This is a genomic window from Streptomyces caelestis (assembly GCF_014205255.1).
Lineage (GTDB): Bacteria > Actinomycetota > Actinomycetes > Streptomycetales > Streptomycetaceae > Streptomyces > Streptomyces caelestis.
Genome location: NZ_JACHNE010000001.1, coordinates 5,877,983 through 5,901,583 on the forward strand (window position 1 = coordinate 5,877,983; position 23,601 = coordinate 5,901,583).

Annotated in this window: 27 protein-coding genes and 2 pseudogenes; 11 read left to right on the forward strand and 18 right to left on the reverse strand. The window is 71.1% G+C overall.

The annotated features are described in order from the left end of the window. The first annotated feature begins 9 nt into the window (after positions 1–9). Positions 10–1,272, forward strand: a complete 1,263-nt coding sequence (locus HDA41_RS27065) for a styrene monooxygenase/indole monooxygenase family protein (RefSeq protein WP_184988033.1) — start codon at positions 10–12, stop codon at positions 1,270–1,272. Here HDA41_RS27065 and HDA41_RS27070 read toward each other — a convergent pair. The 11 genes from HDA41_RS27070 to HDA41_RS27120 form a co-directional block, all read right to left on the reverse strand. Then, positions 1,236–2,450 carry a C40 family peptidase gene (locus HDA41_RS27070; RefSeq protein WP_184988035.1) on the reverse strand — a complete coding sequence of 405 codons (1,215 nt, stop codon included), beginning with the start codon at positions 2,448–2,450 and terminating at the stop codon, positions 1,236–1,238. The genes HDA41_RS27065 and HDA41_RS27070 overlap by 37 nt on opposite strands. Before the next feature lie 109 nt (positions 2,451–2,559). Beyond that, positions 2,560–2,859 (reverse strand): DUF8847 domain-containing protein, encoded by a 300-nt coding sequence (locus tag HDA41_RS27075; RefSeq protein WP_184988037.1) that lies wholly within the window; start codon positions 2,857–2,859, stop codon positions 2,560–2,562. A gap of 10 nt (positions 2,860–2,869) precedes the next feature. Beyond that, positions 2,870–3,523, reverse strand: coding sequence for a TetR/AcrR family transcriptional regulator (locus HDA41_RS27080; protein WP_184988039.1), 654 nt, complete (start codon positions 3,521–3,523; stop codon positions 2,870–2,872). Between the two features lie 246 nt (positions 3,524–3,769). Continuing rightward, positions 3,770–4,771, reverse strand: coding sequence for a DUF8094 domain-containing protein (locus HDA41_RS27085; RefSeq protein WP_184988041.1), 1,002 nt, complete (start codon positions 4,769–4,771; stop codon positions 3,770–3,772). 91 nt (positions 4,772–4,862) lie between these two features. Beyond that, a complete protein-coding gene (locus HDA41_RS27090; protein WP_184988043.1) occupies positions 4,863–5,801 on the reverse strand; it encodes an AurF N-oxygenase family protein in 939 nt (312 codons plus the stop codon). A 97-nt stretch (positions 5,802–5,898) separates the two neighbouring features. Then, positions 5,899–7,362, reverse strand: coding sequence for a penicillin-binding transpeptidase domain-containing protein (locus tag HDA41_RS27095; protein ID WP_184988045.1), 1,464 nt, complete (start codon positions 7,360–7,362; stop codon positions 5,899–5,901). Continuing rightward, a complete protein-coding gene (locus HDA41_RS27100; protein WP_184988047.1) occupies positions 7,359–8,723 on the reverse strand; it encodes an FtsW/RodA/SpoVE family cell cycle protein in 1,365 nt (454 codons plus the stop codon). The genes HDA41_RS27095 and HDA41_RS27100 overlap by 4 nt, the downstream gene beginning before the upstream one ends. Positions 8,724–8,775: 52 nt before the next feature. Continuing rightward, a complete protein-coding gene (locus HDA41_RS27105; RefSeq protein WP_184988049.1) occupies positions 8,776–9,195 on the reverse strand; it encodes an SH3 domain-containing protein in 420 nt (139 codons plus the stop codon). 122 nt (positions 9,196–9,317) lie between these two features. Continuing rightward, positions 9,318–10,571: an ATP-binding protein gene (locus tag HDA41_RS27110; RefSeq protein ID WP_184988051.1), complete on the reverse strand. Its 1,254-nt coding sequence runs from the start codon at positions 10,569–10,571 to the stop codon at positions 9,318–9,320. Further along, positions 10,568–11,371: a hypothetical protein gene (locus tag HDA41_RS27115; protein ID WP_376706864.1), complete on the reverse strand. Its 804-nt coding sequence runs from the start codon at positions 11,369–11,371 to the stop codon at positions 10,568–10,570. The genes HDA41_RS27110 and HDA41_RS27115 overlap by 4 nt, the downstream gene beginning before the upstream one ends. A 695-nt stretch (positions 11,372–12,066) precedes the next feature. Further along, the gene (locus HDA41_RS27120; protein ID WP_221511611.1) at positions 12,067–12,570 is read right to left on the reverse strand and encodes a protein-tyrosine phosphatase family protein; all 504 of its coding nucleotides are present in this window, start codon (positions 12,568–12,570) and stop codon (positions 12,067–12,069) included. Between the two features lie 99 nt (positions 12,571–12,669). Here HDA41_RS27120 and HDA41_RS27125 point away from each other — a divergent pair, with 99 nt between their 5' ends. Continuing rightward, the gene (locus HDA41_RS27125) at positions 12,670–13,473 is read left to right on the forward strand and encodes a nuclease-related domain-containing protein (protein WP_184988053.1); all 804 of its coding nucleotides are present in this window, start codon (positions 12,670–12,672) and stop codon (positions 13,471–13,473) included. 49 nt (positions 13,474–13,522) lie between these two features. Here the strand turns inward: HDA41_RS27125 and ligD are convergent, their stop codons facing one another. Further along, on the reverse strand, positions 13,523–14,404 hold the full coding sequence (ligD, locus tag HDA41_RS27130) for a non-homologous end-joining DNA ligase (protein WP_184988055.1): 882 nt from the start codon (positions 14,402–14,404) through the stop codon (positions 13,523–13,525). Positions 14,405–14,467: 63 nt separating this feature from the next. Here ligD and ku point away from each other — a divergent pair, with 63 nt between their 5' ends. Next, complete coding sequence (gene ku / locus HDA41_RS27135; RefSeq protein ID WP_446562411.1) at positions 14,468–15,490, forward strand: non-homologous end joining protein Ku; 1,023 nt, start codon at positions 14,468–14,470, stop codon at positions 15,488–15,490. Between the two features lie 20 nt (positions 15,491–15,510). On the opposite strand, the gene HDA41_RS27140 is transcribed toward ku, so the two are convergent. Together HDA41_RS27140 and HDA41_RS27145 are read right to left on the reverse strand one after the other, a co-directional pair. Then, positions 15,511–17,319 (reverse strand): rhamnogalacturonan lyase family protein, encoded by a 1,809-nt coding sequence (locus HDA41_RS27140; RefSeq protein ID WP_230299432.1) that lies wholly within the window; start codon positions 17,317–17,319, stop codon positions 15,511–15,513. A 166-nt stretch (positions 17,320–17,485) separates the two neighbouring features. Then, on the reverse strand, positions 17,486–18,055 hold the full coding sequence (locus HDA41_RS27145) for a helix-turn-helix domain-containing protein (protein WP_184988059.1): 570 nt from the start codon (positions 18,053–18,055) through the stop codon (positions 17,486–17,488). A 69-nt stretch (positions 18,056–18,124) separates the two neighbouring features. Between HDA41_RS27145 and HDA41_RS27150 the strand changes: the two genes are divergently transcribed. Both HDA41_RS27150 and HDA41_RS27155 read left to right on the forward strand, forming a co-directional pair. Continuing rightward, positions 18,125–18,859 (forward strand): AzlC family ABC transporter permease, encoded by a 735-nt coding sequence (locus HDA41_RS27150; protein ID WP_184988061.1) that lies wholly within the window; start codon positions 18,125–18,127, stop codon positions 18,857–18,859. Beyond that, positions 18,856–19,191 carry a branched-chain amino acid transport AzlD family protein gene (locus HDA41_RS27155; protein ID WP_184988063.1) on the forward strand — a complete coding sequence of 112 codons (336 nt, stop codon included), beginning with the start codon at positions 18,856–18,858 and terminating at the stop codon, positions 19,189–19,191. Before HDA41_RS27150 ends, HDA41_RS27155 begins: the two co-directional genes overlap by 4 nt. Before the next feature lie 25 nt (positions 19,192–19,216). Here HDA41_RS27155 and HDA41_RS27160 read toward each other — a convergent pair whose 3' ends face one another. Continuing rightward, positions 19,217–19,690 carry an Asp23/Gls24 family envelope stress response protein gene (locus HDA41_RS27160; RefSeq protein WP_184988065.1) on the reverse strand — a complete coding sequence of 158 codons (474 nt, stop codon included), beginning with the start codon at positions 19,688–19,690 and terminating at the stop codon, positions 19,217–19,219. Positions 19,691–19,804: 114 nt separating this feature from the next. Continuing rightward, a complete protein-coding gene (locus tag HDA41_RS27165) occupies positions 19,805–20,401 on the reverse strand; it encodes a TetR/AcrR family transcriptional regulator (RefSeq protein ID WP_184988067.1) in 597 nt (198 codons plus the stop codon). Positions 20,402–20,508: 107 nt separating this feature from the next. Here HDA41_RS27165 and HDA41_RS27170 point away from each other — a divergent pair, with 107 nt between their 5' ends. The 3 genes and pseudogenes from HDA41_RS27170 (at position 20,509) to HDA41_RS27175 (ending at position 21,197) form a co-directional block, all read left to right on the forward strand. After that, complete coding sequence (locus tag HDA41_RS27170) at positions 20,509–20,772, forward strand: hypothetical protein (protein WP_184988069.1); 264 nt, start codon at positions 20,509–20,511, stop codon at positions 20,770–20,772. Positions 20,773–20,790: 18 nt separating this feature from the next. Beyond that, a pseudogene (locus tag HDA41_RS41585) lies at positions 20,791–20,911 on the forward strand (IS5/IS1182 family transposase); the annotation flags it as partial. 28 nt (positions 20,912–20,939) lie between these two features. After that, on the forward strand, positions 20,940–21,197 hold the full coding sequence (locus tag HDA41_RS27175; RefSeq protein WP_230299433.1) for a hypothetical protein: 258 nt from the start codon (positions 20,940–20,942) through the stop codon (positions 21,195–21,197). A 100-nt stretch (positions 21,198–21,297) separates the two neighbouring features. On the opposite strand, the gene HDA41_RS27180 is transcribed toward HDA41_RS27175, so the two are convergent. Then, positions 21,298–21,711, reverse strand: a complete 414-nt coding sequence (locus tag HDA41_RS27180; RefSeq protein ID WP_184988071.1) for a type II toxin-antitoxin system VapC family toxin — start codon at positions 21,709–21,711, stop codon at positions 21,298–21,300. Beyond that, complete coding sequence (locus HDA41_RS27185; RefSeq protein ID WP_184988074.1) at positions 21,708–21,971, reverse strand: CopG family transcriptional regulator; 264 nt, start codon at positions 21,969–21,971, stop codon at positions 21,708–21,710. Before HDA41_RS27185 ends, HDA41_RS27180 begins: the two co-directional genes overlap by 4 nt. 486 nt (positions 21,972–22,457) lie before the next feature. Here HDA41_RS27185 and HDA41_RS42775 point away from each other — a divergent pair. The 3 genes and pseudogenes from HDA41_RS42775 to HDA41_RS27200 form a co-directional block, all read left to right on the forward strand. Beyond that, positions 22,458–22,652, forward strand: a pseudogene (locus tag HDA41_RS42775) (DUF6959 family protein); the annotation flags it as partial. A 229-nt stretch (positions 22,653–22,881) separates the two neighbouring features. Further along, the gene (locus HDA41_RS41590; protein ID WP_184994193.1) at positions 22,882–23,067 is read left to right on the forward strand and encodes a hypothetical protein; all 186 of its coding nucleotides are present in this window, start codon (positions 22,882–22,884) and stop codon (positions 23,065–23,067) included. A gap of 199 nt (positions 23,068–23,266) precedes the next feature. After that, on the forward strand, positions 23,267–23,599 hold the full coding sequence (locus tag HDA41_RS27200; protein ID WP_230299434.1) for a hypothetical protein: 333 nt from the start codon (positions 23,267–23,269) through the stop codon (positions 23,597–23,599). The last annotated feature ends 2 nt before the right edge of the window (positions 23,600–23,601 follow it).

Here is a 23,601-nt window from a genome sequence, read left to right on the forward strand (position 1 = left end):
CAGCCCCGCATGCGGAAGATACTCGTCGTCGGAGCCGGTCAGTCCGGGCTCCAGATAGCTCTCGGCCTCCAGGCGCAGGGGTACGAGGTCACCCTGATGTCCAACCGGACGGCGGACGAGATCCGCACCGGCCGGGTCATGTCGACGCAGTGCATGTTCCACACGGCCCTGCAGCACGAGCGCGATCTCCAGCTGAACTTCTGGGAGTCCCAGGCCCCGAAGATCGAAGGACTCGGTGTCTCGGTCGCCGCCCCCGGCTCCTGGGCCGAGGGTCCCGCGGCCCGTGCGATCGACTGGCTGGGCAGGCTCGACGGGTACGCGCAGTCGGTCGACCAGCGCGTGAAGATGGCCGGCTGGATGGAGACGTTCGCCCAGCGCGGCGGGCAGCTCGTCATCCACGGCGCGGCCGTCGGCGACCTCGACTACTTCTCCCGCACGTACGACCTGGTGCTCGTCGCGGCGGGCAAGGGCGAGCTGGTGCAGATGTTCGCCCGGGACCCGGAGCGCTCCCCCTACAGCGAGCCGCAGCGCGCGCTGGCCGTCTCGTACGTCCACGGCCTGGGCCCGCGCCCCGAGCACCCCGACACCGAAGGGGTCCGCTGCAACCTGGTGCCGGGTGTCGGCGAACTGTTCGTCATGCCGTGCCTGACCACCTCCGGCCGTGCCGACATCCTGTTCTGGGAGGGCATACCCGGCGGCCCGCTCGACGTCTTCAACGGCGTCAAGGACCCGGCGGAGCACCTCTCCCTGACCCTGGAACTCATGGAGCGGTACGTCCCCTGGGAGTACGCGCGGGCCACCAAGGTCGAACTGACCGATGCGGGCGGCACGCTGGCCGGCCGCTACGCCCCCACCGTCCGCAACCCCGTCGGCCGCCTCCCCGGCGGCGGCCTCGTGCTGGGTGTGGCGGACGTCGTCGTGGCGAACGACCCGATCACCGGCCAGGGCTCCAACTCCGCGTCGAAGTGCGCGGCCGCCTACCTCTCCTCGATCGTCGAGCGCGGCGACAAGCCGTTCGACGAGGAGTGGATGCGGGCCACCTTCGACCGCTACTGGGCCACCGCGCAGCACGTCACCAAGTGGACCAACGCGATGCTCGCGCCGCCGCCGGAGCACATCCTGAACCTGATCGGCGCCGCCGGTGAGCTCCAGCCGGTCGCCGACCGCTTCGCCAACGGCTTCAACGACCCGGCCGACTTCGAGAACTTCTTCTACGACCCGGAGAAGGCGCAGGCCTACCTGGTCGAGGTGTCCGGCGCGGGCGCCGCGTAGTCCGCCTCGTTGGCGAATCCCTCGTATCCGTCGTATCCCTCGTCCGACCCGTCCGTGGCCCCCTCGGGGAGCTCCGGTGGCTCGTAGTGCCGCAGGGGCTTCCCGTCCGGGTCCGGGCGTACGGCGCCCAGGACCGGGTTGGCCGCGATCGGCGACACCTTCACCTTCGCGCCCGGCCGGGGGGCCTGTACGACCATGCCGTCGCCGAGGTACAGCGCCACGTGGGTGGCCTCCGGGAAGTACACGACCAGGTCTCCCGGCCGCAGCCCGGTGAGCGGGACCCGCTTCAGCCGCTTCCACTGTTCCTGGCTGGCCCGCGGGATGGGTGTCCCGGCCTGAGCCCAGGCCTGCGAGGTCAGGCCCGAGCAGTCGTACGACTCCGGGCCCTCCGCGCCCCACGCGTACGGCTTGCCGAGCTGCCGTACGGCGTAGCGGACGGCCCGGCCGCCCTCGGCCGACGGTCTGCGGACGCTGCTGCCGCTGTTGCCGAGCGCGCCGGACGCCATGAACTTCTTCTGCGCCTTCTCGATCCCGGTCCTCTCGAACGAGGCCAGGGCGGTGAGCTGGTCGCGGCTGAGGGAGGAGAGCAGTTCCTCGACGTCGTGGAGCCGTTCGCGGACCTCGTCCCGTTCCTTCTTCCGCCGCTCGGTGAGGGCGAGCTGCTGGTCGAGGGCCTTGCGGGCCTCGCGGGCCAGCTCGCGGGCCTTCCGCTCGCTGCGGGTCAGCCGGCCGACCGTCTCGGCCCGCTCCCGCGCCAGCCGGCCGATGACATGGCCCTGGTCGATCGCGTGCTGCGGGTCGCGGGCCAGGAGCAGGCGTACGTAGGGGGAGATGTCGGTGCTGCTCTGGTACTGCTGCCGGGCCAGGCGGCCGGCCGCGCTCCGGCTGTCGTGCAGGGACAGCCGGGTGCGGGCGAGGGCCCGGTCCAGGCGGTCGGTCTCGGCACGCTGCTTCTTCAGCTTCTCTTCGGTGGCGTTGGAGGCCTCGGTGGCCTGTTCGGCCTTCCGGTACAGCTGCTGAAGATCCGTCAGGAGGTCGGCGACGGAGGCGGAGTCCTGGGCGGAGGCGGGGTCCTGGGCGGGGCCGGGCTCCGGGGCTGCCGTGGCGGGGGCGGGGGCGAGGACGGTTGCTGCCGCCGTCGCCGCGATGCAGACCAGCCGTACGAGCCTTCCTGACATGCCATCACCTCCGGTGTGAGGGGCGGCCCTTTGGCCACCGGACACTCGTGAGGATCAGGCGTGTGCGCGAGGTGCGCGCGGTGGGTGTGCGCGGTTCGGCGCAACGGGGTCACCCGTCGGCGTCGTCCCGCTTGCCGGGCGGCGTGGCGTCTGGCTTCGACCAGGGCCAGTTGAGCCGGCGGGTCGGTGCGCCCTCGGGGGCGTACTCGTACTTCCAGCGGTGGGTCAGTCCGACCCTGCCCTGTGCGCGGGGCACGCGGCGGTAGACCAGGACGGTGGGCGGGCCGCCGGCGGGGTCCGGGACGGGGATGCGGTACGTCTTGGGAGGGTGACCGGTGATGCCGAGCAGGACGGGCAGGACCCTGCCGTCCATGGGGCCGCCCTCGAAGGGGGTGTCTTCGCTCTTCACGGGACCAGTGTCAGACATCCTCGGCGAGGGCCTGGACCAGGGCGTCGGTCTGCGGGTCGCGGCGGGCGGTCACCGACAGCATGGCCACGAACTGCTCGACGAGCCAGTCGCGCAGCTCCCCGGCGGAAGGCTGCTTGTCCTCGTCGAGCCAGATGAGCGACGACGCCTCGACGGCGGTGATCCACATCCGGACGGTCATCCGCAGCCGGGGGCCGGGGTGGGTGACCTCCAGGTGCCGGAAGATGTGCTCGGCGGCGGCGCGGCGTACGCCGTCGACGATGGCGGTCGTGCGTGAGGTTTCGACGACGCTGCCGCCCTGGAGGAGGGCGCTGAAGCCGGTGTCGTGCTCGTCGACGAAGGCGAGGTAGCGGTCGAGGGCGCGGGACAGGCGGGGGAGCGGGGATCCCTCGCGGGGTTCGTCGAAGCAGTGCTGGAGCTCGTCGGCGGCGGAGCGGAGGGCGGCCTCGTACAACTGCTGCTTGCCGCCCGGGAAGTACCGGTAGACCAGGGGCCGCGAGACCCCGGCCGCCTCCGCCACGTCGTCCAGGGAGACGTCCTCCGGGGCGCGGTGCGCGAAGAGGTTCAGCGCGGAGGCGAGGAGCTGACTGCGGCGTTCCTCGACGCTGAGTCGCCGGTAGGCGGGGGTGGGGGCGGCTGGTGTCATGACTCGCAGGGTAATCCTCCGGCGATGGAGCGGGGGCCTGCGGCGACCTGTGCGGCTTCGGTGGGGGTGCGCGTAGCGCCTGCGCGGTGGGTGTGGGTCGGGGAGGCGCCGGGAGGTGTGCGCCCTCGGAACGGCGCGATGGGGCCGGACGCCGACTGACTCTCCGTTGAGGCGCCAACCGCCGGCGGGCGCCCCCCGACACGTCCCCTTCTCGCCGTGGGCGGGTGCGGCTGAGTGGGCCGCCTGCTATCGCGCGTCGACGTGCTGGAAGTCGACGGCGGTGATCCTGGCGCTCTTCGGGGTCAGCTCGGCCAGGCCCTGGCCCTCGAACACGTCGGTGATGAGGACGCCCCTGGTGGCGCCGAGAGCGGACTGTTCGTCGTTGGGGACGAGGGCCGCGTTGGAGCGGTAGGCCTCCTTGAGCAGGGATTCCTGCTTGTGGGCGGCCGGGAACAGCGCGAGGACGCCGCCGTCGGCGGTCCGCAGGGCGTAGACGCTCGGGTCGGCCGGGGGCTTTGCGAAGAACTTCTCGGTGGCCATGCCGTCGGCCGCGCCCTTGGTGCTGCTCCGCTGGTAGGTCTTCTTGGCGTTTTCGACCGGCTCCGTGGAGGTCAGCGCCGTGCCCTCGTCCTTGCCGCCGGTCTCGAGGAAGTCCTCGTAGGCGGCGCCGAGGCCGGAGGGGGCGAGCTTGCCGACCTGGGTGCGGGGGTCGACGGCCTCGGCGAGACCGTGACGGTCGACGGCGAGCTTGGGGGGCTCTTCGCCGTCGGCCCACAGGGACAGCACCATCTTGTAGGTGCCGCCCACCTTGTCGAAGACCAGCAGCACGCTGTTCTTGCTGTTCTCGCTGGACTTGGCCCGGACGGCGAACCAGGTGGCCGTGCCCTTCCTGGGGATGACGTATTCGCGGCCCCGGTAGGAGAAGGGCTTGGCGTAGGCCTTCTGCTCCTTCTCCGGCCAGGTCTCGAAGAGGGTGTAGGTGGCCTTGTCCATCGCGTAGACCTGGCCCGCCTCGACCGTCCCCAGGAGCTTCTCGTCCCGCGCCGCGTTGGCCTTGTTGTTGACCTCCTCGTAGTGATCAGCGATCTTCTTGGCGGCGGCCTGGCTGACCACGCCCTGCGGGGTGCCCTTGCCGGAGTCGGAGCCGGTCTGGCCGCCGCACGCGGTCAGGGCGAGAGCGGTCGTGATCCCGACGGCGGTGCCCTTGAGACGCGGCAGCCGTACGAGGCGGGTGGTGTGGGGGGACATGCGGTGGTGCTCCTTCAGGGCCACGGAGGGTGACGAGTTCAAGGAGCACGGTAGTCACCCTGCATGGACATGACCTGAACCGGGTGCACGCCTACGCCAGCAACCCCGACGACTTCCACAACCGCCGACCGGCCCCCCGCAACACCCCGATGTCGTCAAGGAAGTCGGTCAACCGCTTCGACCCGGTCTGCATGACCTCGCGGCGATGCCCGCTGGCCCGTACCTGGGCGAGCGCCTCCCGCTTGTCCAGCCCCACGTTCGTGTAGACCTCCGGGTTCACGAACGCCACCGAGAACACCCGGGCGAACTCACCGGAGGTGATCCGGGTGAACTCCTGGGACCACTTGGGGGCCGTCACCATCTGGCGGCGCAGTTCCTCGCGGGCGTAGCGCACGTGGCGGGCCTCCTCCACGACGTGGATGCGGGTGACGCCGCGGATGAGGGGCTGGACCCGCTCGTCGGGGAACGTCAGGCGCTGCATCCAGTCCAGGACCTCCTCGCCGAGCAGCGTGGCCGTGAAGGAACCGGGTGTGGTGGAGATGGTCTTGAAGAGGCGGCCCAGGTGCTGGTGCGCGCGGCTGACCGGGTACCAGGGCGTGCCGCCGTGGGATATCAGGCGGGCGAACATCCTGGAGTGGCGGCACTCGTCCTCGATCTCGGTGAGCGCGTAGCGCACGTGCGCGCTCGTCGCCGCCTTGTCGTAGATGTGGCGGACCAGCAGCTGCATCAGGATGATCTCGAACCAGATACCGAGTGAGGCGAGTGCCGCGGCCTCGTGCCGGGAGAGCAGGATCCGCTGCTCCTCGCTCATCCGCTTCCAGAGCGGGGTGTCGTACAGCGACACCAGCTCCGGCGGCCAGAACCACTTGCCCTCCTCGAAGGGCGCGTCCCAGTCCAGTTCCTTGTCGGGGTCGAAGGAGTGTTTGGCGGAGGAGTCGAGCAGCCGTTGGGCCACCTGTTCCCGGTCCTTCAGCAGGCCCAGGGCATCGCGCAGGCCGTCGAGCGCGTCGGCTTCGGTCAGGGTCGTCATGGCTGCCCACCTCGTTGTGCACACGTCACGGTCCCCCTTATGAGACTGCTTGTCAGCAAGCTCGTCAATCCCCTGTGCGCGACTTTCGGCCCGGCGTCTACCTCTGGTGCGCCAGCACCGCTTCCATCACCGCGCGCGCGATCGGCGCCGCGTCGCCGCCGCCGCTGATGTCCCCGCGGTCCGCCTCCGCTTCCTCCACGATCACCGCGACCGCCACCCGCGGCGCCAGGTCACGGTCGCCCTGCGCCCAGGAGACGAACCAGGCGTACGGCGTACCGGAGTTGCCGAGGCCGTGCTGGGCGGTGCCGGTCTTGCCGCCGACCTTGGCGCCCCGGATCGCGGCCCGGCGTCCGGTGCCGTTCTCGACCACCTCCCGCATCAGCGCGCGCAGCCGGACCGCCGTCGAGGGGTACATCGCCTGGCGGACCGCGCGCGGGCCGGATGCCGCGAGTGTGCTGCCGCCCGGCCGAACCGTGCGCTCCACCAGGTACGGCTCCCGTAGCTGACCGCCGTTGGCGACGGCCGCCGCGACCATCGCCATCTGGAGGGGTGTGGCGCGGGTGTTGTACTGGCCGATCGACGACAGGCCGAGCTGGGCCTGGTCGAGCGAGGTGTCGAAGGTGGACCGGGCCACCGGGAAGGGGATCCGCAGCGCCGGGTCGTTGAAGCCGAAGGCGTGCGCCGTGGCCGTCATGTCCGTCGCGCCCACCTCCACGCCGAGCTTGGCGAACACCGTGTTGCAGGAGAGGGTGAAGGCCTCGCGCAGGGAGGCGTCCCGGCAGCCCCGGGACGCGTTCGTCAGGCGGGTCCGCGTCCCGGGCAGGGTGTACGGCTCGGGGGAGCCGGTCGGCGCGTCGAGGTCCCTGACCACGCCGGCGTCCAGCGCGGCGGCTGTGGTGACGACCTTGAAGGTCGAGCCGGGCGGATACGTCTGCCGGACCGCACGGTTGAGCATCGGGCGGTCCGGGTCGACGTTCAGCCGCCTCCACGCCTTGGTCGCGGCCGCCCCGTTGCCGGACAGCGGCTGGGGGTCGTAGGAGGGGGCGGACACCAGTGCGAGGATCCGGCCGGTCGACGGCTCCAACGCCGCCACCGCGCCCTTGTGCCCGGCCAGTCCCTTGTACGCCGCCCGTTGTGCGGCCGGGTCCAGGGTCGTCACGACGTCGCCGCCGCGGCTGCGTGCGCGCGTGAAGTCGTTCCACAGCGGGAACGGCGCGAGCATCGGATCCGTGCCGGACAGGATGCCGTCCTCGGCCTTCTCCAGGAGCGTCGTTCCGTACAGCTGGGAGGCGAAACCGGTGACCGGCGCGTACAACGGGCCGTCGGTGTAGGTCCGTTCGTAGCGCAGGTGCTCGCGGGTGTCCCTGGAGCCGGTGACGGGCCGGTCGTCGACCAGGATGTCGCCGCGCGGCTCCTCGTAACGGGCGATGTCGGGGCGGCGGTTGGCGGGGTTGCGGTCGTACTCGGGGGCCTGGACGACCTGGACGCGTGCGGCGTTCAGCAGCAGCGCCACCAGCAGCAGGGCGCAGAAGACGCCGGCGTGCCGGATGTGCCGCGTCACCGGGTGCCCGGCCCGTCGTACTGACGGCGTGCCGAGTCGCTGACCCGGACCAGCAGCGCCACGATCGCCCAGTTGGTCACCACCGACGAGCCGCCCTGCGCCAGGAACGGCATCGCCATGCCGGTCAGCGGGATCAGGCCGGTCACCCCGCCCGCGATCACGAACACCTGGAGCGCCACCAGGGAGGAGAGGCCGACGGCGAGCAGCCGTCCGAAGGGCTCGCGCAGTTCGATGCCGGCCCGGTAACCGCGCTCCACCAGCAGGCCGTAGAGAAGGAAGATCGCGGACAGGCCCGCCAGGCCGAGTTCCTCGCCCGCCGTGGCCAGGATGAAGTCCGACTTCACGGCGAAGCCGATGAGGACCGAGTGACCGAGCCCGAGGCCGGTGCCGAGCATGCCGCCCTCCGCGAAGGCGAACAGGGACTGGGCGAGCTGGTTCGGGCCCTCGCCCGCCTCGATGGAGGCGAAGGGGTGCAGCCACGTCTCGATCCTGCTGTGCACGTGCGGCTCCAGCCGGCCGACGGCGACCGCCCCCAGCGCGGCCAGCAGCAGTCCGACGGCGATCCAGCCGGTGCGGCCCGTGGCGACGTAGAGCAGGACGACGAAGAGGCCGAAGAAGAGCAGCGATGTGCCCAGGTCCCGCTCCAGGACCAGGACGCCGACGCTCACCAGCCAGACGGCGACGATCGGGCCGAGGACCCGGCCGGTGGGCAGCTGGAGCTTCCACAGGCGGCGGCCGGTGTAGGCGAGGGCGTTGCGGTTCGCGGCCAGGTACGCGGCGAAGAACACCGCCAGCAGCACCTTCGCGAACTCGCCCGGCTGGATGGAGAACCCGGCGATCCGGATCCAGATGCGGGCGCCGTTCACCGCCGGGAACAGGATGGGCAGGGTGAGCAGCACGAGCGCGGCGACGACACAGACGTAGGTGTAGCGCTGGAGCACCCGGTGGTCCCGCAACAGCAGGACGACCAGGATGAACAGCGTCACGCCGAGAGTCGACCAGATCAGCTGGGCCGGCGCCGCCCGGTCGCCCGGCGTCTCCAGGTCGAGCCGGTAGATGAGCACCAGCCCCAGCCCGTTGAGCAGCACGCCGATGGGCAGCAGGAGCGGGTCGGCGTGCGGGGCCCGCAGGCGCACGGCCAGATGCGCCAGCAGCGCGAGCACGCCGAGCCCGGCGCCGTATCCGGCGGCGCCGGGCGGGAGGGTGCCGTGCTGGGCGAGGCCGACGGCGCAGTAGCCGTACACGGACAGCAGTACGGCCAGGACGATGAGGGCGAGTTCGATGCCCCGGCGCCGGGGGAGGCGGCGGACGGCGGGCGCGGGCGGGTCCGCCGTCGCCACGGTGATTCCGGCCTTGCTCATGTCCGGAACCTACCCAAACAATGCGTCTTGTGTGCCTTTGGCTGACCGAATGTCAGCACCAGCGTGGCGCGGGTCCGATGTTGTCGATGTGGCGGGCCGCGCCCCAGGCCCAGGTGCCGTCCGTGAGGAGGTACCAGAGGGGGTTGCCGTCGACGGTCTCGCCGCCGGTCTTGCAGAAGATGCTGACGATGTCGCCCTTGTGGGCATGCCGGATGATCTGCGAGCCACGGTTCGGGGCGCTGCGCAGGGCCAGCGTGTTCGCCGTGACGACGCCCTCGTAGAGGCGCGGGTCGTGGTCGTCGTGGTTTCCGTTGCCGCCGCTCGGGTCGTGGTGGCCGTGGTGGCCGTGGTGGTTTCCGTTGCCGCCGCTCGGGTCCCCGTCGTCGTGCGTGGCGGCGGCGGGTGTGACGGCGGCCGCGGCGGCGAGGAGTCCGGCGGCGGTTGCTATGGAGAGGCGGGAGCGCAGAGACACGGGGTTACCTCCATGTGGGGGCGAAGGTGCCGAAGCTGACTAATCGCCACATTAGGAGCGCCCTCCGGTCCCCGCCCGTCACAGTGGGCCATAGGAGAACGCGCCCCGGCCTCCCCGAGCCCTCACTCCGCCGCCAGTCTCAGGATCGCCACCGCTCCACCCTCCGGGGCGTTGCCGAACTCCAGCCGGGCCCCCAGCACCTCCGCCTGCCCCAGCGCGATGGTCAGCCCCAGCCCGTGCCCCTTGGCCCCGCCCTCCGTACGGAACCGCTGCGGCCCGTGCGCCAGCAGATACTCAGGAAAACCGTCCCCGTGATCCCGAACGGTGACCACCGGCCCGTCCACGGTCAGCGCGACCGGCCCCCGCCCGTGCTTGTGCGCGTTCGCCACGAGGTTCCCCAGCACCCGCTCCAGCCGCCGCCGGTCCGTCTCCACGGCCACATCCCGTACGACCCTGACCTCCGTGTCGCTCCCCGCGCCTCGCACCACCCGCTGGGCCAGCGGCCCCAACAGCTCGGTGTCCAGCTCCAGCCGCTCCCGGCCGGTGTCCAGCCGGGAGATCTCCAGCAGGTCCTCGGTCAGGGTGCGCAGCGCCGCCACCCGGTCCCGCACCAGCTCCGTCGGGCGGCTCGGCGGCAGCAGTTCGGCCGCCGCGTGCAGCCCGGTCAGCGGCGTGCGCAGCTCATGCGCGACATCCGCGGTGAACCGCTGCTCCGCGAGCAGCTTGCCCTGCAACGACGACGCCATGGAGTCCAGCGCGGCGGCGACCGCGGCCACCTCGTCCTGCGGGCGCGCCGGGGCCTTCGTGGCCGGGTCCGTACGGGGGTCGTTCACGCGCGCGTCCAGGTCGCCCGCGCTGATCCGCCGGGCCACCCGCGCGGTGGTGTGCAGCCGCCGCGTCACCCGCGTCACCGCGAACGCGCCGACCAGCAGCGTCGCCCCGATGGCCAGCCCCGACGACCACAGGATCGCCCGGTCCAGGCCCTGGATGGTGCGGGCCTGCTGCGAGTAGTCGACCGCCACGGCCAGGGCCCGGTCGCCGTCGGCGGGCCCGGCCGCCCACATCATGGGGCGCCCCTGGAAGTCGGCGACCATCGTGCCGCGGTCCCCGCCGACCGCCAGGGTCCGCAGCGGCCGGGGCAGGCCCTCGGGATCCACGCCGGCGCCACGCTTGAGCGAGTCCCCGGCCTCGTACCGCTCCGTCGCCTGAGTCAGCCGCTGCAACGCCTGGTCGCGGGCTTGGCCGACGGTCTGGTTCGTCACCTGCACGTGCACCAGGACGCCGAGCAGGGCGGCCAGCGCGCAGCACATCACGGTGATGAAGGCGGCGGCCTTCGCGGCGAGCGTCCCGGACCAGTGGGGGAGCGTGGGTCTCATCCGGTGCTCGCCGAGGGGGAGAGGGAGGGGGAGGCGGAGGGCGCGGCGGAGGGGGGCCGGGACTGCTGCCGCGGGCCGGTGCGCAGCATCTCGTCCTGGGTGAGGAGCATGGCCCGCTGGTCCCGGTCCCAGGTCCACTGGAGGCGGTACTCGTAGCCCGCGACCTCGGACGGCGAGCGGATGACGAGGGAACGCCCGGCCAGCTCGACGCCGCTCAGCGCGTCCTCCCAGGCCATCACCTGCACGAGCCGGTGCTGCTCGACGGTGTAGACGCGCACCGCGGTGGTCTTGCCGGGCAGCAGCCGCAGGCCCAGCGTCAGATCGTCGCGCCCGTCGCCGGTCAGATCCCGGTAGTACGGCCTGAGGACCGGGCACCGGCCCTGTTCCGGACCCTTGCCGCAGTCGGCCATCCGGCGGTTCGTGTCACGGTAGGGCGCCTCGTCGCCGTCGTATTCGCCCGGGCTCGCGGCGATCTCGGCCCGCACGATCCCGACCGGGTCCACCCGGCGGATGTCGTCACCGGGGACCTTCACGCCCTTGACCACCTCGGTGTTCACCTCACCGATCTCGAACGCCGGACTGGACGCCGGCGTCATCTCCGGCCAGAGCCGGGCCGGCCCGACGGCCGTAGGCGTCGCCCCGGCACCCTCCAGCCCGCCGGCGTCCCCACAGCCCACGGCGGCCGAGAGCAGGAGAGCGACGACGGCGACACGACGGGCGACTTCTCCGGGCCTCCGGCGGCGGCTTCCGACGGTGCCGGGCGGGTTTTCGGCGAGGGCGGGGAGATGTCCGAGACGGATGAGGGGGTTTTCGGCGAGGGCGGGCACGTCTCGGGACCAGCCGGGACCCGGCTGGCCCGGCAGGCTGTCCTGGTGCCCGTGGGGCTTTCCTGGCTGGTCCGGCTGGCTTTTCGGGCGGTCCGGACGGTTTTCGGGTCGGCTGAGGCGGCTCCCGGAGCGACCGGGCAAGCCTCCGAAGCGGTTGGGGTTGCTTCCCCGCTGGTCCGGCAGGCTTCCGGGGTGCCCGAAGGGCTTTCCTGGCTGGTCCGGCAGGTCTTCGGGGTGGCCCAGCCGACTTCCCGGCAGGCTCTCCAGGGGATCGAGGCGGCGTCCCCGTCGGCCTGGCTGACTTCCCGGTCGGCCCAGCAGGCGCCTCAGGCGCCTTCCGAGGCGGCCGGCAACGCTCTCAGGGCGGCCGGAAAGGCCGTCGGCGCAGCCGGAGGGGCCATCCGGTCCACCGGAGGGGTCACCCGGCCCACCGGAAAGACCATCCGAGCGGCCGGGAAGGCCCTCGCCGCCGCCGGACGAGCCCCCCGGGCGACCGGGAAGGCCCTCGGGGCGACCGGCAACGCTGTCGACGCGGCTTCCGGGGCTGCTGGCGGGCACTGCACTCCTGCGGTTCGAGGGGTGGTCACACGGCTCGGACCGACCGTCGGCCCCGTACACCTTATTCGTAGGGAAGTCCTATTTGCGCGCGAGGGAGTTTGTTCGCCGGCCTACTCGGTGAGCTCCTCCAGCAGCCGGGCCGTCGCCAGCCCGGCCCGCAGGTACTCGACGAACAGCTCGTTGTGCAGCGCCCAGGGCGAACGACGGTCCCGGATCAGCCGGATCGCCGCGTCGGCGGAGCTGCCCCGCCGTATCAGCGCGTGCGCGACGACGAGGCCGGAGCGGTTGTACCCGTGGTAACAGCGGACAAGGACCGCGCGGCCCGCGTCCAGCGCCTCGCACGCGGCCTCGGCCAGCCGGATCACGCCGGCGAGCTGCGTCCCGTCGAGCGGCCCGTCGGGGATGGGCCAGACGTGGTGCGGGACGTCCGGATCGGGCCCGTGCCCCGGCAGCCGCAGCAGCGTCTGCACGACGTCGAACTCGTCCCGTACGACGGCGTACTCCTGATGGCCCAAGGCCCCGGCGTACTCGTGGCCCCCCATCCACAGCCCGGGGACGACCTCGTTCCAGGGGCTCTCCGGAGCCGGCACATCGGCTTTCCTGCGGGTACGCAACGGCGCCTCCCCAGCATCACCGCCCAACTCCTCTCAAAGGTAACCGGATTCTTGCCCCCGCAGCACCCCGCCTGTTCCCATGGAATGGGGTGATGGTGCATGGACGGACTGCGCGTCATACCGACCTGGCGGCACGGTCAGGAACGGCTGTACGTCTGCCTCCCGGACGGCAGGAACATCGCCTGGTACGACCGTGAGGCGGGCCGGGTCAGCCTGCTGGCCGAGGACCGTGAGGGCGACGTCCTCCGGGCCCTCGGGCCCTTCGTCACCGGCCCTGTGGCGGTCGGACCGCCCCCGGTTCCGACCCCCGCCGAGCTGGCCCGTCTGACCCTGCACCCCGACGACGACCTGGCCCCCAACCGCCCCGGCGAGGCCCTCCTCGTCGCCCTCGACCGCGACCCCGGCCCGCCCCGCCGGCTGCGCCCCGACCCGCGCCGCCGGGCCCTGGAGGCGGAGCAGACGGTCGGGGACGCCCTGGACCGCATGGACGGCGCGGGCTGGCACGCCGTGCACTCCGTTCCGCTCCCCGGCGGCAGCCGCATCCACCACCTGCTGATCGGCCCCGGCGGACTGTTCGCCCTGCACACCCTGTACGCGCGCAAGCAGCGGGTGACGGTCACCGACCCCCTGGTCACCCTGGGCCGCCGGGAACCGACCGCCCTGCTCCGCCGCGTCCGCGCCGACGCCGACCGCGCCTCCTACGCCCTGACGGCGGAGGTCCGCCCCGTCCTCGCCCTGGTCGGCCCGACGGCCGTGACGGTCCCGGCCGCACCCCGCGAGGTCCGTGTCCTCACGGACCTGGAGGTGCAGACCCTGGCCCGCCAGGGCGGCGTCCTGAAGCCGGCGGACGTGGAGGCCCTGCACGCGATGGCACGGGACCGGAACACGTGGACACGGGTGTGAGGGGACCCGCCGCCAGGCCGCTGACGAGGGCGTCCCGTCAGGCCCCTGGTCAGGGCAGCCGGCCCGCGTCGGCCCGATCGAGGAGCGGCGCGAGCAGATCGCCGTAGTCCTGGACCCGGGGTGCGATGTCGGTGGCGTGGAAGTCCAGGCGGTCGGATGAGCCGCACTCCTCGACCTCCTCCCAGGTCACGGGCGCCGAGACGGTCGGCTCGGGGCGGGCCCGGAGGGTGTAGGGGGTCGCCGTGGTCTTGCGCGCGGCGTTCTGGCTCCAGTCGACGAAGACCTTCCCCGGACGCAGGTTCCTGGTCATCCGGTGCAGCGCGAGCCGGGGCATGGCCCTCTCCGCCTCGACGGCCAGCTCCTTGGCGTACTCGGACACCCGCTCGGAGGACGCTCCGCGCACGGCGGCGAGCAGATGCAGCCCCTTGGACCCGGAGGTCTTGGCGTAGGTCTCGAAGCCGTCCGTCGCGAGCCGTTCCCGCAGCCACAGCGCGACCTCGCAGCACTGCACGATGCTCGCGGGAGCTCCCGGATCCAGGTCGAAGACGATGCGGTCGGCCTCGTCCGGCGAGTCGACGAGCCACTGGTGGGTGTGGAACTCCGTGACGAGGTTGGCCGCCCACATCAGGCTCGGCAGGTCCTGCACCAGGACCATCCGCGAGGGCCCCTCGACCCGCGGCACCTCGGCGGTGGTGACCCAGTCGGGCGTACCCGGCGGGACGTTCTTCGTGAAGAACACCTGCCCGTCCGGCCCGTCCGGATACCGCAGGAAGGACACCGCCCGATCGCGCAGATGGGGCAGCAGGACCTCGGCGACGGTCGCGTAGTAATGCAGGACCTCGCCCTTGGTGAAGCCGGTGGCGGGATACAGCACCTTCTCCAGATTGCTGAGCGGGAGCCGTCGTCCCTCCACCTCCGTGATAGGCGCCATACGATAAGAATCCCACGCGAATCGTGACAAAAACTCCCCAGAGTGACCGGAAGGGTGCTGCACGTGAGATCCATCTGGAACGGCGCCATCTCCTTCGGCCTGGTCAGCATTCCGATCAAGCTGGTGAACGCCACCGAGAGCCACTCGATCTCCTTCCGCCAGATCCACACCGACGACGGCGGCCGCATCCGCTACCGCAAGTTCTGTGAGCTGGAGGACCGGGAGGTCACCCAGGGAGAGATCGGCAAGGGCTACGAGGACGCGGACGGCTCGATCATCCCGATCACCGACGAGGACCTGTCCAGCCTGCCGATCCCGACGGCCAAGACGATCGAGATCGTCGCCTTCGTCCCGGCCGACCGGATCGATCCGCTCCAGATGGACGCCGCGTACTACCTCCAGGCGAGCGGCGCCCCGGCGGCCAAGCCGTACACCCTGCTGCGGGAGGCGCTGAAGCGCAGCAACAAGGTGGCGATCGCCAAGTTCGCCCTGCGGGGCCGGGAACGCCTGGGCATGCTCCGGGTCGTCGGCGACGCCATCGCCATGCACGGCCTGCTGTGGCCGGACGAGGTCCGCGCCCCCGAGGGCGTGGCCCCCGACACCGACGTCACGGTCCGGGACAAGGAGCTGGACCTGGCCGACGCCCTGATGGAGACCCTGGGCGAGGTCGACCTGGAGGACCTGCACGACGAGTACCGCGAGGCGGTGGAGGAGGTCATCGCAGCGAAGGCCGCCGGCGAGGCCCTGCCGCAGACCCCCGAGCCGGCCGCGGGCGGCAAGGTCCTCGACCTCATGGCGGCACTGGAGAACAGCGTTCGCGCGGCGCGCGAGTCCCGGGGCGAGGAGGCCGGCGAGCACGCCGAGGTCAAGTCGCTCCCGCAGCGCAAGACGGCCCGCGCGGCGCCCAAGCAGACCGGCGGCAAGAAGTCGGCGTCCACCGCGAAGAAGACGGCGGCCAAGAAGACCACGGCCTCCGCGAGCAAGTCGACCGCGAAGTCCGGCCAGGGCACGAAGAAGACCGCGTCGAAGAGCACCGCGAAGAAGACGACCGCGAAGAAGTCGGCCTCCCGCAAGCGCTCAGCCTGATCCGCACCCGGCCGCGCCCCTCACGGCGCGTACGTGATGTCCGGCCGGGGCGGCCCGGCCATGCCCGCCCCGAGGAAGTAGTCGACGTGGTGGGACTGCATATAGCCCTTGAACGTCATGGCGTTCCGGTAGGCGGGGTTGTGGGCCAGGGTGTACAGCCGGTGGGTGGTCGGCTGGTTCGTCGTGAAGACGATCAGCTCGTCGTAGGCCGCGTTGGTGTACACGGCCTCCTCGCGCCAGTCGCCGAAGATGTCGCCGACGAGGGTGGGTCCGCCCTGGGCGGCCTTGACCGCGCCGTGGTTCCAGGTGCTGACCAGCCGGGGCAGGCTGCCGCTCGGCGTCGGACGGGCCGGGTCCCATTCCTCGATCTTGCCGTCGTTGAGCAGCTCCATGGTGAGGTCGCCGTCCCACCACAGGCCCAGCTGCGGCCAGGGGCGCAGCGAGGTGTCCGGCTCGGTGAGCCGGTCGCCCGCCGCGTTGTAGAGGCCGGAGAAGGACCAGACCTCCATGCCGGGGAAGCGCGGGTCGACGTCACCCGCCATGCCGCGTCCGACGTCGGCGGGACCACCCCCGTGCCGCCAGATGACGTTGCCGGTCGCGGCGTCGTAGTAGTACTCGAGCAGACCGCTCGGGTTGTTCTGCTGCACGCCGTAGCCCTCCAGGCCCGGGCGGCTCGGATCCATGTCGGCGATGTGGAAGCGGTCGCCGTGGACGATGCCCTTGGGTCCCGTCGAGTAGCGCAGCGAGCCGTTGCCGCCCAGCACGAACCCGATCTCGGCGACCTCGTCCGTCCCGTCGCCGTCGACGTCGACGGCGCGCGTGTTGTGCCCGTCGGGCGCGTCCTGGCCGCCGCGCTGCCACGTCCACTGGCGGTCCAGCGAGTCGCCGTCGACCTTCCAGGCGCCCATCATCAGGTTGAAGGCCCCGTCGTCCCGCCGGTTCTTCATGAACGCGACCAGGCTCGGCGTGGTGCCGTTGAGATACGCCACCCCGAGGCGTGCGGCCATCGGGCCGTCCGCCAGATACGTCGTGGGGACGGCGGACCAGTTGCGGAGCGCTCCGGTCCGGCCGTCGAGTACGGCCATGAACTGCCGCGCGTCGTTCTCGTGCGTCCAGGTCGTCCCGTCACCGAACCTGACCCCGTCGGCGACCCGCAGAGCGACCTCGGCACGGCCGTCGCTGTCGAAGTCATAGACCGTGACGCCGTCCCAGTGGCCCAGGTCGATCGCGGACGACCCCGGCTCGATGTTGTCCTGGTTCAGGCTGTTCGGACCCAGGTCGACCTCCCAGAGGAAGTCGCCGTCACCGCTGTACGCCTCCAGCTTCTGCGGGGAGGTCTGCCGGTCGACGACATAGTCGTACTCGCCGTCGCCGTCCAGGTCGCCGACCCAGACGAACTTCACCGCACCGCCGGGCCGTAACGGCACGCGCACCACGGGCTCCACGGCATGACCGGCCGACAGCGTGAAGGCACCGCTGGGCGCCTGTTCCTGACCGCCGACGACCGGGGTCACGCGGTAGCTGTTGGCGCGCGTGAGATCGGCCGTGGAGTCGGTGTAGTTCGTCCCGCCGGTCAGTACCCCGGAGTTGAGCTTCACGTACGCGCCGCCGGCCGTGGACCGGTACACGTTGAACCCGACGCCCTCCGGGTCGAGCCCCAGCAGCCGCCAGGAGACCAGGACCTGGGTACTGCTGGAGCGCACGGCTACGACGCCCCGGCCGAGGTTCTCCATCACGCGTGCGGCCTTCACCGTCGGGGCGGGGCTCGCGGCGGCGACGGTGAGGGTGGCGCAGACGGCCAGAACGGTCGCCCTGACTCTCATGCGCATGACAACTCTCCTTCGGGTTGACCGCGTCGACCGTCGGCCGGGAGCCCCGGCGGTTAAACCGTTTTCACGGCTGCGATGGAAGCACTGACCTGAGTGCCCGTCAATGCAAAGGGAACGGCGCGATGCCCGATCGGAAACGCTTACAGGGGCGGGAAGCCGTGGACGCTCAGTGGTGCTCGGAGACGAGGACCGCGCGAGTGCCGGGCTCCAGCGCCTGGAAGACGTGCGGGACATCGCCCGGATAGCAGATGTAGTCGCCCGGGTGGAGTTCCACCGGCTCGTCGGCGATGCCCGCCAGGGCCCGGCCCGCGCTGATCACGACGTGCTCGACGACTCCGGGCGGGTGCGGTTCCGAGGAGCGCCGCGTCCCGGGCTCGGCGGCGACGCTGTAGACGTCCCGCCGGACCCCGGGCGGCGAGGCGGCGAGCAGCGTGGCCCGGTAGTCGCTCTGCTCGGACCCGACGGCCGGCCCTTCCCCGGCCCGGATCACCTGCACCCGCGGCCGCTCCATGGCCACGAGCCGCGAGAAGGGGATCTCCAGGGCCACGCAGAGCGCCCACAGCGTCTCCAGGCTCGGATTCCCGGTGCCCGACTCCAGCTGGGAGAGCGTGGACTTGGCGAGCCCGGCGCGGCGGGCGACCTCGGTGAGGGACAGCCCCGCCCGGACGCGTTCCGCCCGCAGTGACGCGGCGATCACTTCGATCGGTGGCTTGGGTCCGGGTCCGGCGTCGGACATGGGTGTTCGCTTCCGGTGATCGTTCGTTCGTCTTGACGAACATCGTAGCCCGTGTTCACTATAAAAATCATGCGTTCGTTTTGGAGAACACCGGGCGGCCGAACACCGGATGCGGATGGCCGAAGGCTGGGTGGTCGAACACTGGCCGGCCCGCTGTTCCGCGACATCCTGCTGGTCTGCCTGGCGGTAGGGGTGGTCGGCCTGTCGTACGGCGCCGTGGCGGTCACATCCGGGTTCGTCTGGTGGTTCCCGGCCCTGATGGGGGTGCTCGTCCTCGCCGCCTCGTCCGAGTTCCTGTTCGTCGGGATCATCGCCGCCGGGGGCAGCCCGTTCGCCGCGCTGCTGGCCGGGCTGCTCGTCAACGCGCGCCATCTGCCGTTCGGCCTGGCCGTACCCGACGTCCTCGGGCGGGGCTGGCGCGGAGCCCTCGGCACGCACCTCATGAACGACGAGACGGTCGTCTTCGCCCTCGCCCAGGACGAGCCGGAGCGCAAGCGGGCCGCGTACTGGCTCTGCGGCCTGGGCATCCTGCTCTGCTGGCCCGTCGGCGCCGCCCTTGGCGCACTGCTCGGCGGCGTTGTGCGGGACACCGGCGCCCTCGGTCTGGACGCCATGTTCCCCGCGGTGATCCTGGCGCTGATCCTGCCCGCGCTGAAGGACAGGCCCCTGCGGCGCACGGCACTGGCCGCCGCGGCCCTGGCCCTGACCGTCACCCCGTTCCTGCCGGCGGGCCTGCCGGTGCTGCTGGCCCTGGCCGCCCTGCCCCTGTTCGCCGTCAAGACGAAGAAGGATGCGACGCGATGAGCACCGCCGCCATACCGTTGCCGCCGACGCTGGCGGCGATGCTCGCCCTGGCGGCCGGCACATTCCTGCTTCGCCTCTCCGGGCCGGCCCTGCGCGCGAGATACACACTCCCGGAGCGCGCCGGGAAACTCCTGGAGGTCTCGGCGGTCCTCCTGCTCGCCGCCCTGGCCGCCACGTCAGCCCTCACCGAGGACCACGCCTTCACCGGCCCCGCCCGACCGATCGGGGTCCTGACCGGCGGAGTGCTCGCCTGGCGCAGGGCCCCGTTCCTCGTCGTCGTACTGGCGTCGGCGGGCACGACGGCACTGCTGCGGCTGACGGGGGTCCCCTGACACTCCCTTTGGCGAATCCGGATCCTCAGGCCACGCGGCGTCCCTCCCGCTCGGACTCGCCCTCGCCCTCGTCCTCCTCCTCGTCCGGCAAGTGGACGTCGCCGACGGCGATGTTGACCTCGACGACCTCCAGCCCGGTCATCCGTTCCACCGCGTTGATGACGTTGGTCCGGATGTCCGCGGCGGTGTCGGCGATGGCGGCGCCGTACTCGACGACCACGTCGAGGTCGACGGCGGTCTGTCGCTCACCGACCTCCACCTTCACACCTTGGGTGACCCCACCGCCCCCACCGGGCACGCGCTGGCGCACGGCCCCGAACGCCCTGGTCATCCCTCCGCCGAGGTGGTGCACCTCGGGGATCTCCCGGGCAGCCATGCCCGCGATCTTCGCCACGACCGGATCCGCGATCGCGGTGCTGCCCCGGGTCTCCGGGGGAGCGGTGCCGTCCTGCTTTCCGGTCCCGGTGGCGGTGTCTCTGCGCTGTGTGGTCTCCGTCATGGCCGTCCCCTCGATGAGTGCGGGGTATGAGCAGCGTCGTTCTTATCCACCCGTATCCACCGTAGAACACTGGTGCATATGGGGCGAAAGTGCTGAAAAGCTCCGGACCCCCGCTCACCGCAACAGCGAGTCGACATGGCGCTGAAGGACGGCCGACGCCGCCTCCGGGGACTGATGCCCCGCGACGACGTGGACGGTGAGGCCGTCGGCCACGGCGAGGAGCGTATGTGCCTCCTGGACGGCGTCGAGGCACTGCGGAATCTCCCGGGTGTCCTGGCCGTAGCGGATGAGCCACACGACGAGGTCATGGAGCTTGCCGTACGTCTCATGCAGGACCGCGGCGAGCCTCTCACTGGCGGGAGCATGGCTGACGAAGGACAGCCACACATGCGCCTGGGCCCTCGACTCCTCGTGCAGCAGGGCGAGTTCGGCCAGCGTGTGCGACAGCAGGGTGGACGCGGCCTGCGGGGTGGAGGTCGCGGCGATGCGCTGGTTGGCGCGTTCGCTGACGCGCTGTGAGATGTGCTCCAGCGCGAACAGCAGCATGTCCTCCTTGCTGCGGAAGCACCGCTGCACCGCCCCCATCGACACGTCCGCCTCGGCGGCGACGTCCCGGAGGCTGACGGCCTCCATCCCGGAACGCGCGATCAGAGCGCACACCGCCTCTGCGATCAGCAGCCGCCGCTCCTCGTAATCCACCTGCTTGGGCACGCGCCGCTCCTCCCCGACCTCTCGTTTCCGATGCACTTGCATCATATCCGCCGACCCTGCACGATGTGATGCGACCGCATCGGAAAAACTCCCGAAGGGGCCCCGTCATGCCCAAGCAGCAGCTCAACACCTCGCGCACCCCCTCAGGCCAGGGCCTGCTCTGGCTGTCCGGCGTCATCCTCGCCATCCAGGGCTTCGGCTCGGCCATCACAGAGGCCGGCTGGAACACGAGCTTCGGCGTCGCAGGCCTCCTCCGGGCAGCCCACGTCCCTGAATGGGGAACCCTCCTGGTCGGCTGCGCGGGCGCGGCGTTGCTCGCGACGGCGGCACGCCGCCACTTCGCGAAGAGCCGGGGGCGTCGCAGGCCTTGAGCGGCCCGCGCAGGCTTGCGCCCGCCAGGCCGCGATCCCACCAACCCGGCGAACCGTCAACCGAGCGCTGTCCGCGGCACGGGCACCGGTCGAGCGCGGCGTCGCACGGCTCAAGACTTGTCGCCGCCGACTACGTCTGGAAGGGGCGTGTCCCGCACCCCCTCTCGGTGAAACGGGCCCAGTCGGCCGTGATCCGGGACCGTTTCAGGAACCTGCTGCGTTCTGCGGGCATCGCGATCGCCGAAGCGCGCCGCCGGGCCGCACGCGGCGAACCGGCCATTGCCACGGTCGGGGACGCGACCAAGGTGGCCTGCCAGCACTACGGGCACCTCTGCGTGGAGCGCGAAGAGGCAGCTGCCGCCCTTCGCCAGCGCTATCAGGCCACCGACTGCCGGGCGGACTGCATGACCGACGCTTTCAACTGACTGCCTCCTCGGCAGGTGCTTGATGCCAAGGGCGCCGGAGCCGTCCACCTGATCGGTGGTCATGCCGAAAAGGCTCAATGACGGGTCCTGGTGTCCGCAGTCAGACCTTGATGACGGTAACGCGTCCGCCGCACAGGGTTGTGAGGTCCTCGGGGTCGGAAGTGAGGACGGTGACGGGGCTTGAGGCGGCCAGCGCCGTGGCGCTGAGCATGGCGTCGATGGAGTGTTTATGGCCGTGGAGACCTGCGTCGGCGAGGAGTGTGGCGGCGTGCCGGGCGATCGACTCGGTGACCGGTTCCACGACGAGGCGGGAGAGTGTCCACTCCAGGGCTGGGCGGTTGATTCGAGGGTGCACCACTTCCACAAGTGTGGCCGCCGAAGTGATCACGCGCAGGTCGTCGGCGCGAGCCAGGGCGAGCCAGCCGGTCACTGTGCGGTCGCGCTGGACAGCCCTGGCCAGCCCCTCGCTGTCGAGGACGAGGGTGCCACCAGGGACAGCGGGGGAACGGGTCACGCGGCGTTCGTTCCGCCCTGTGCCTGCTCACGGCGAGCCTGGTGAAGCTGGTCGCGGAGTGACTGGATCTCCTCGTCCGTGACGCGGCCGTGTTCGGCTTCGGCGACATGGATGAGTTCGTTGAGGTTGTCCCGTTCGATCTGGCGGGCGACAGCTGCGGCCACGTAAGCGGACAAGCCGGATGGGCCGCTGCGAGCCTTGGCGGCTTCGGCGACGTCGCGCGGCATGGTGATCGAGTACTTGCCAGTAGGCTCACTCATGCTACCAATCCTACCTCTCATCCTCCTCTCCGAGTCCTGAGAGGCCGTCGGCCAGGTGTCACGCGTTCGGTGCCACTGCCGCCCGAGTGCTGAAACGTGCGGCGGAGGAGCGCGGACACCCTTGGGACGGGAGACGGCGGCCGACTGTCAGCCAGACAATGCACAAAAGGCCCTGGCGAGCGTTTCCGCTGGTCAGGGCCTTCATGGGAAGTGCCCCCGGCAGGATTCGAACCTGCGCACACGGCTTCGGAGGCTCCTTGGGGGCCCGGGTAACGCAGCAGGTCACGGTCCTGCACTGCACGTGGGAGATCAGGGCGGGACGAGTCCACGGATAGTCCACGACCGACTGAGCACCGCTCTAGGACTTCGATCGAGCGGCTCTCGTACGGCCCGCGCAGTCCTACCCGTGTGGAGAGTGGGATCGCTCAAGCCCGCCTGCGTCCACCGTCGTTGATGTCAGCCGGTGATGTCAGCTTGGATGGCCCGATGGAGCGCATTGAGGCCGAGCTGTTCACAGACGGTGGCAACGACGCCGTGGTTCGCGTGCCCGGCAGACGGTTCCCCGGAGTCCTGGTGCAGGGCGACTCCCTTCACATCCTCCGCAGCGACGTCGCCGAGGTGATGGACGCATGCGAGCGAGGCGACCTGGATGAAGCTCGGGACTCCGCCGGCCTTCTTCTGACGAACCTGGATGCTTTGCCGGCGCGGTACGAGGCTGCGTTGAGCGAGCACGAGATTCCCGGCAGGGTTGTCCTGGACTCACTCAAGCTGAAGCTGGACGGGACGGCGGCAGCCGCGGAGACCGTACGCCGCAAGCGGCGCACGCTCGTCAACCCGATGCACTACGCGGTAGAGATCGGAGAGTTCAAGGAAAAACCCGATCACAAGCATCCGTTGGAAGAAGCCGGAGGTGGCTGGGGAAGTCGACCCCCGAGCGACCTGGCTCAACTCCGGGGTGGACCTGACGGAGGTCGCCGAACGTGCGGGCAACAGCATGGAGGTCCTGCTGAGCCGCTACACCGAGTGCATCGATGGACGGCAGGAGATCGCCAACCGCAAGATCGAGGAGTTGGTGTTGGTGCGCGAGTACGAGTGATCCCGCGCGGCGCCAGGCTTCGAGCCCCTGGACTCGTCCGGGGGCTTTCGCCGTTGAAGGACTGACAGGGATCGTGGCAGTGCCCTTCTGCTCGCGGCGCGCGGTCAACGTGGGGGCGGGGCTTCCGGCGTCCTGGCCGAGCCTTGTTCCTGTGGTGGTCCTCAAGAGAAGCCGCCCCTTGTGATCTTTGGGAGATGTCATGGGCTTGCTTGCGGTCCTCGATGAAGCCGTGGCCACTCTCAAGGCTCCTCTGGGAGAGGACGACCGGGCGCAGGGCTGGACCGATGATCTCCGAAGAGAGGTGCAGGCAGAGATCTCGATCAATCGCTCGGTGCTGCGTCGCCACGGGCTGGGTATGGCGAGGCACCTGCGTCCTCGCCTCGACGAGTGGATGGAACATGAGGGCGTGCAGCCCGGGCGCCTCCGGGACCTGGTGGGTGACGTGCAGCGGTCGCTCGTGGAAGCGCGGACCATGACGGCAGAATTGCCCGCCGACCTGGGGTTTCGTCGCCCGCCGCCTGTCCACGAATAGTC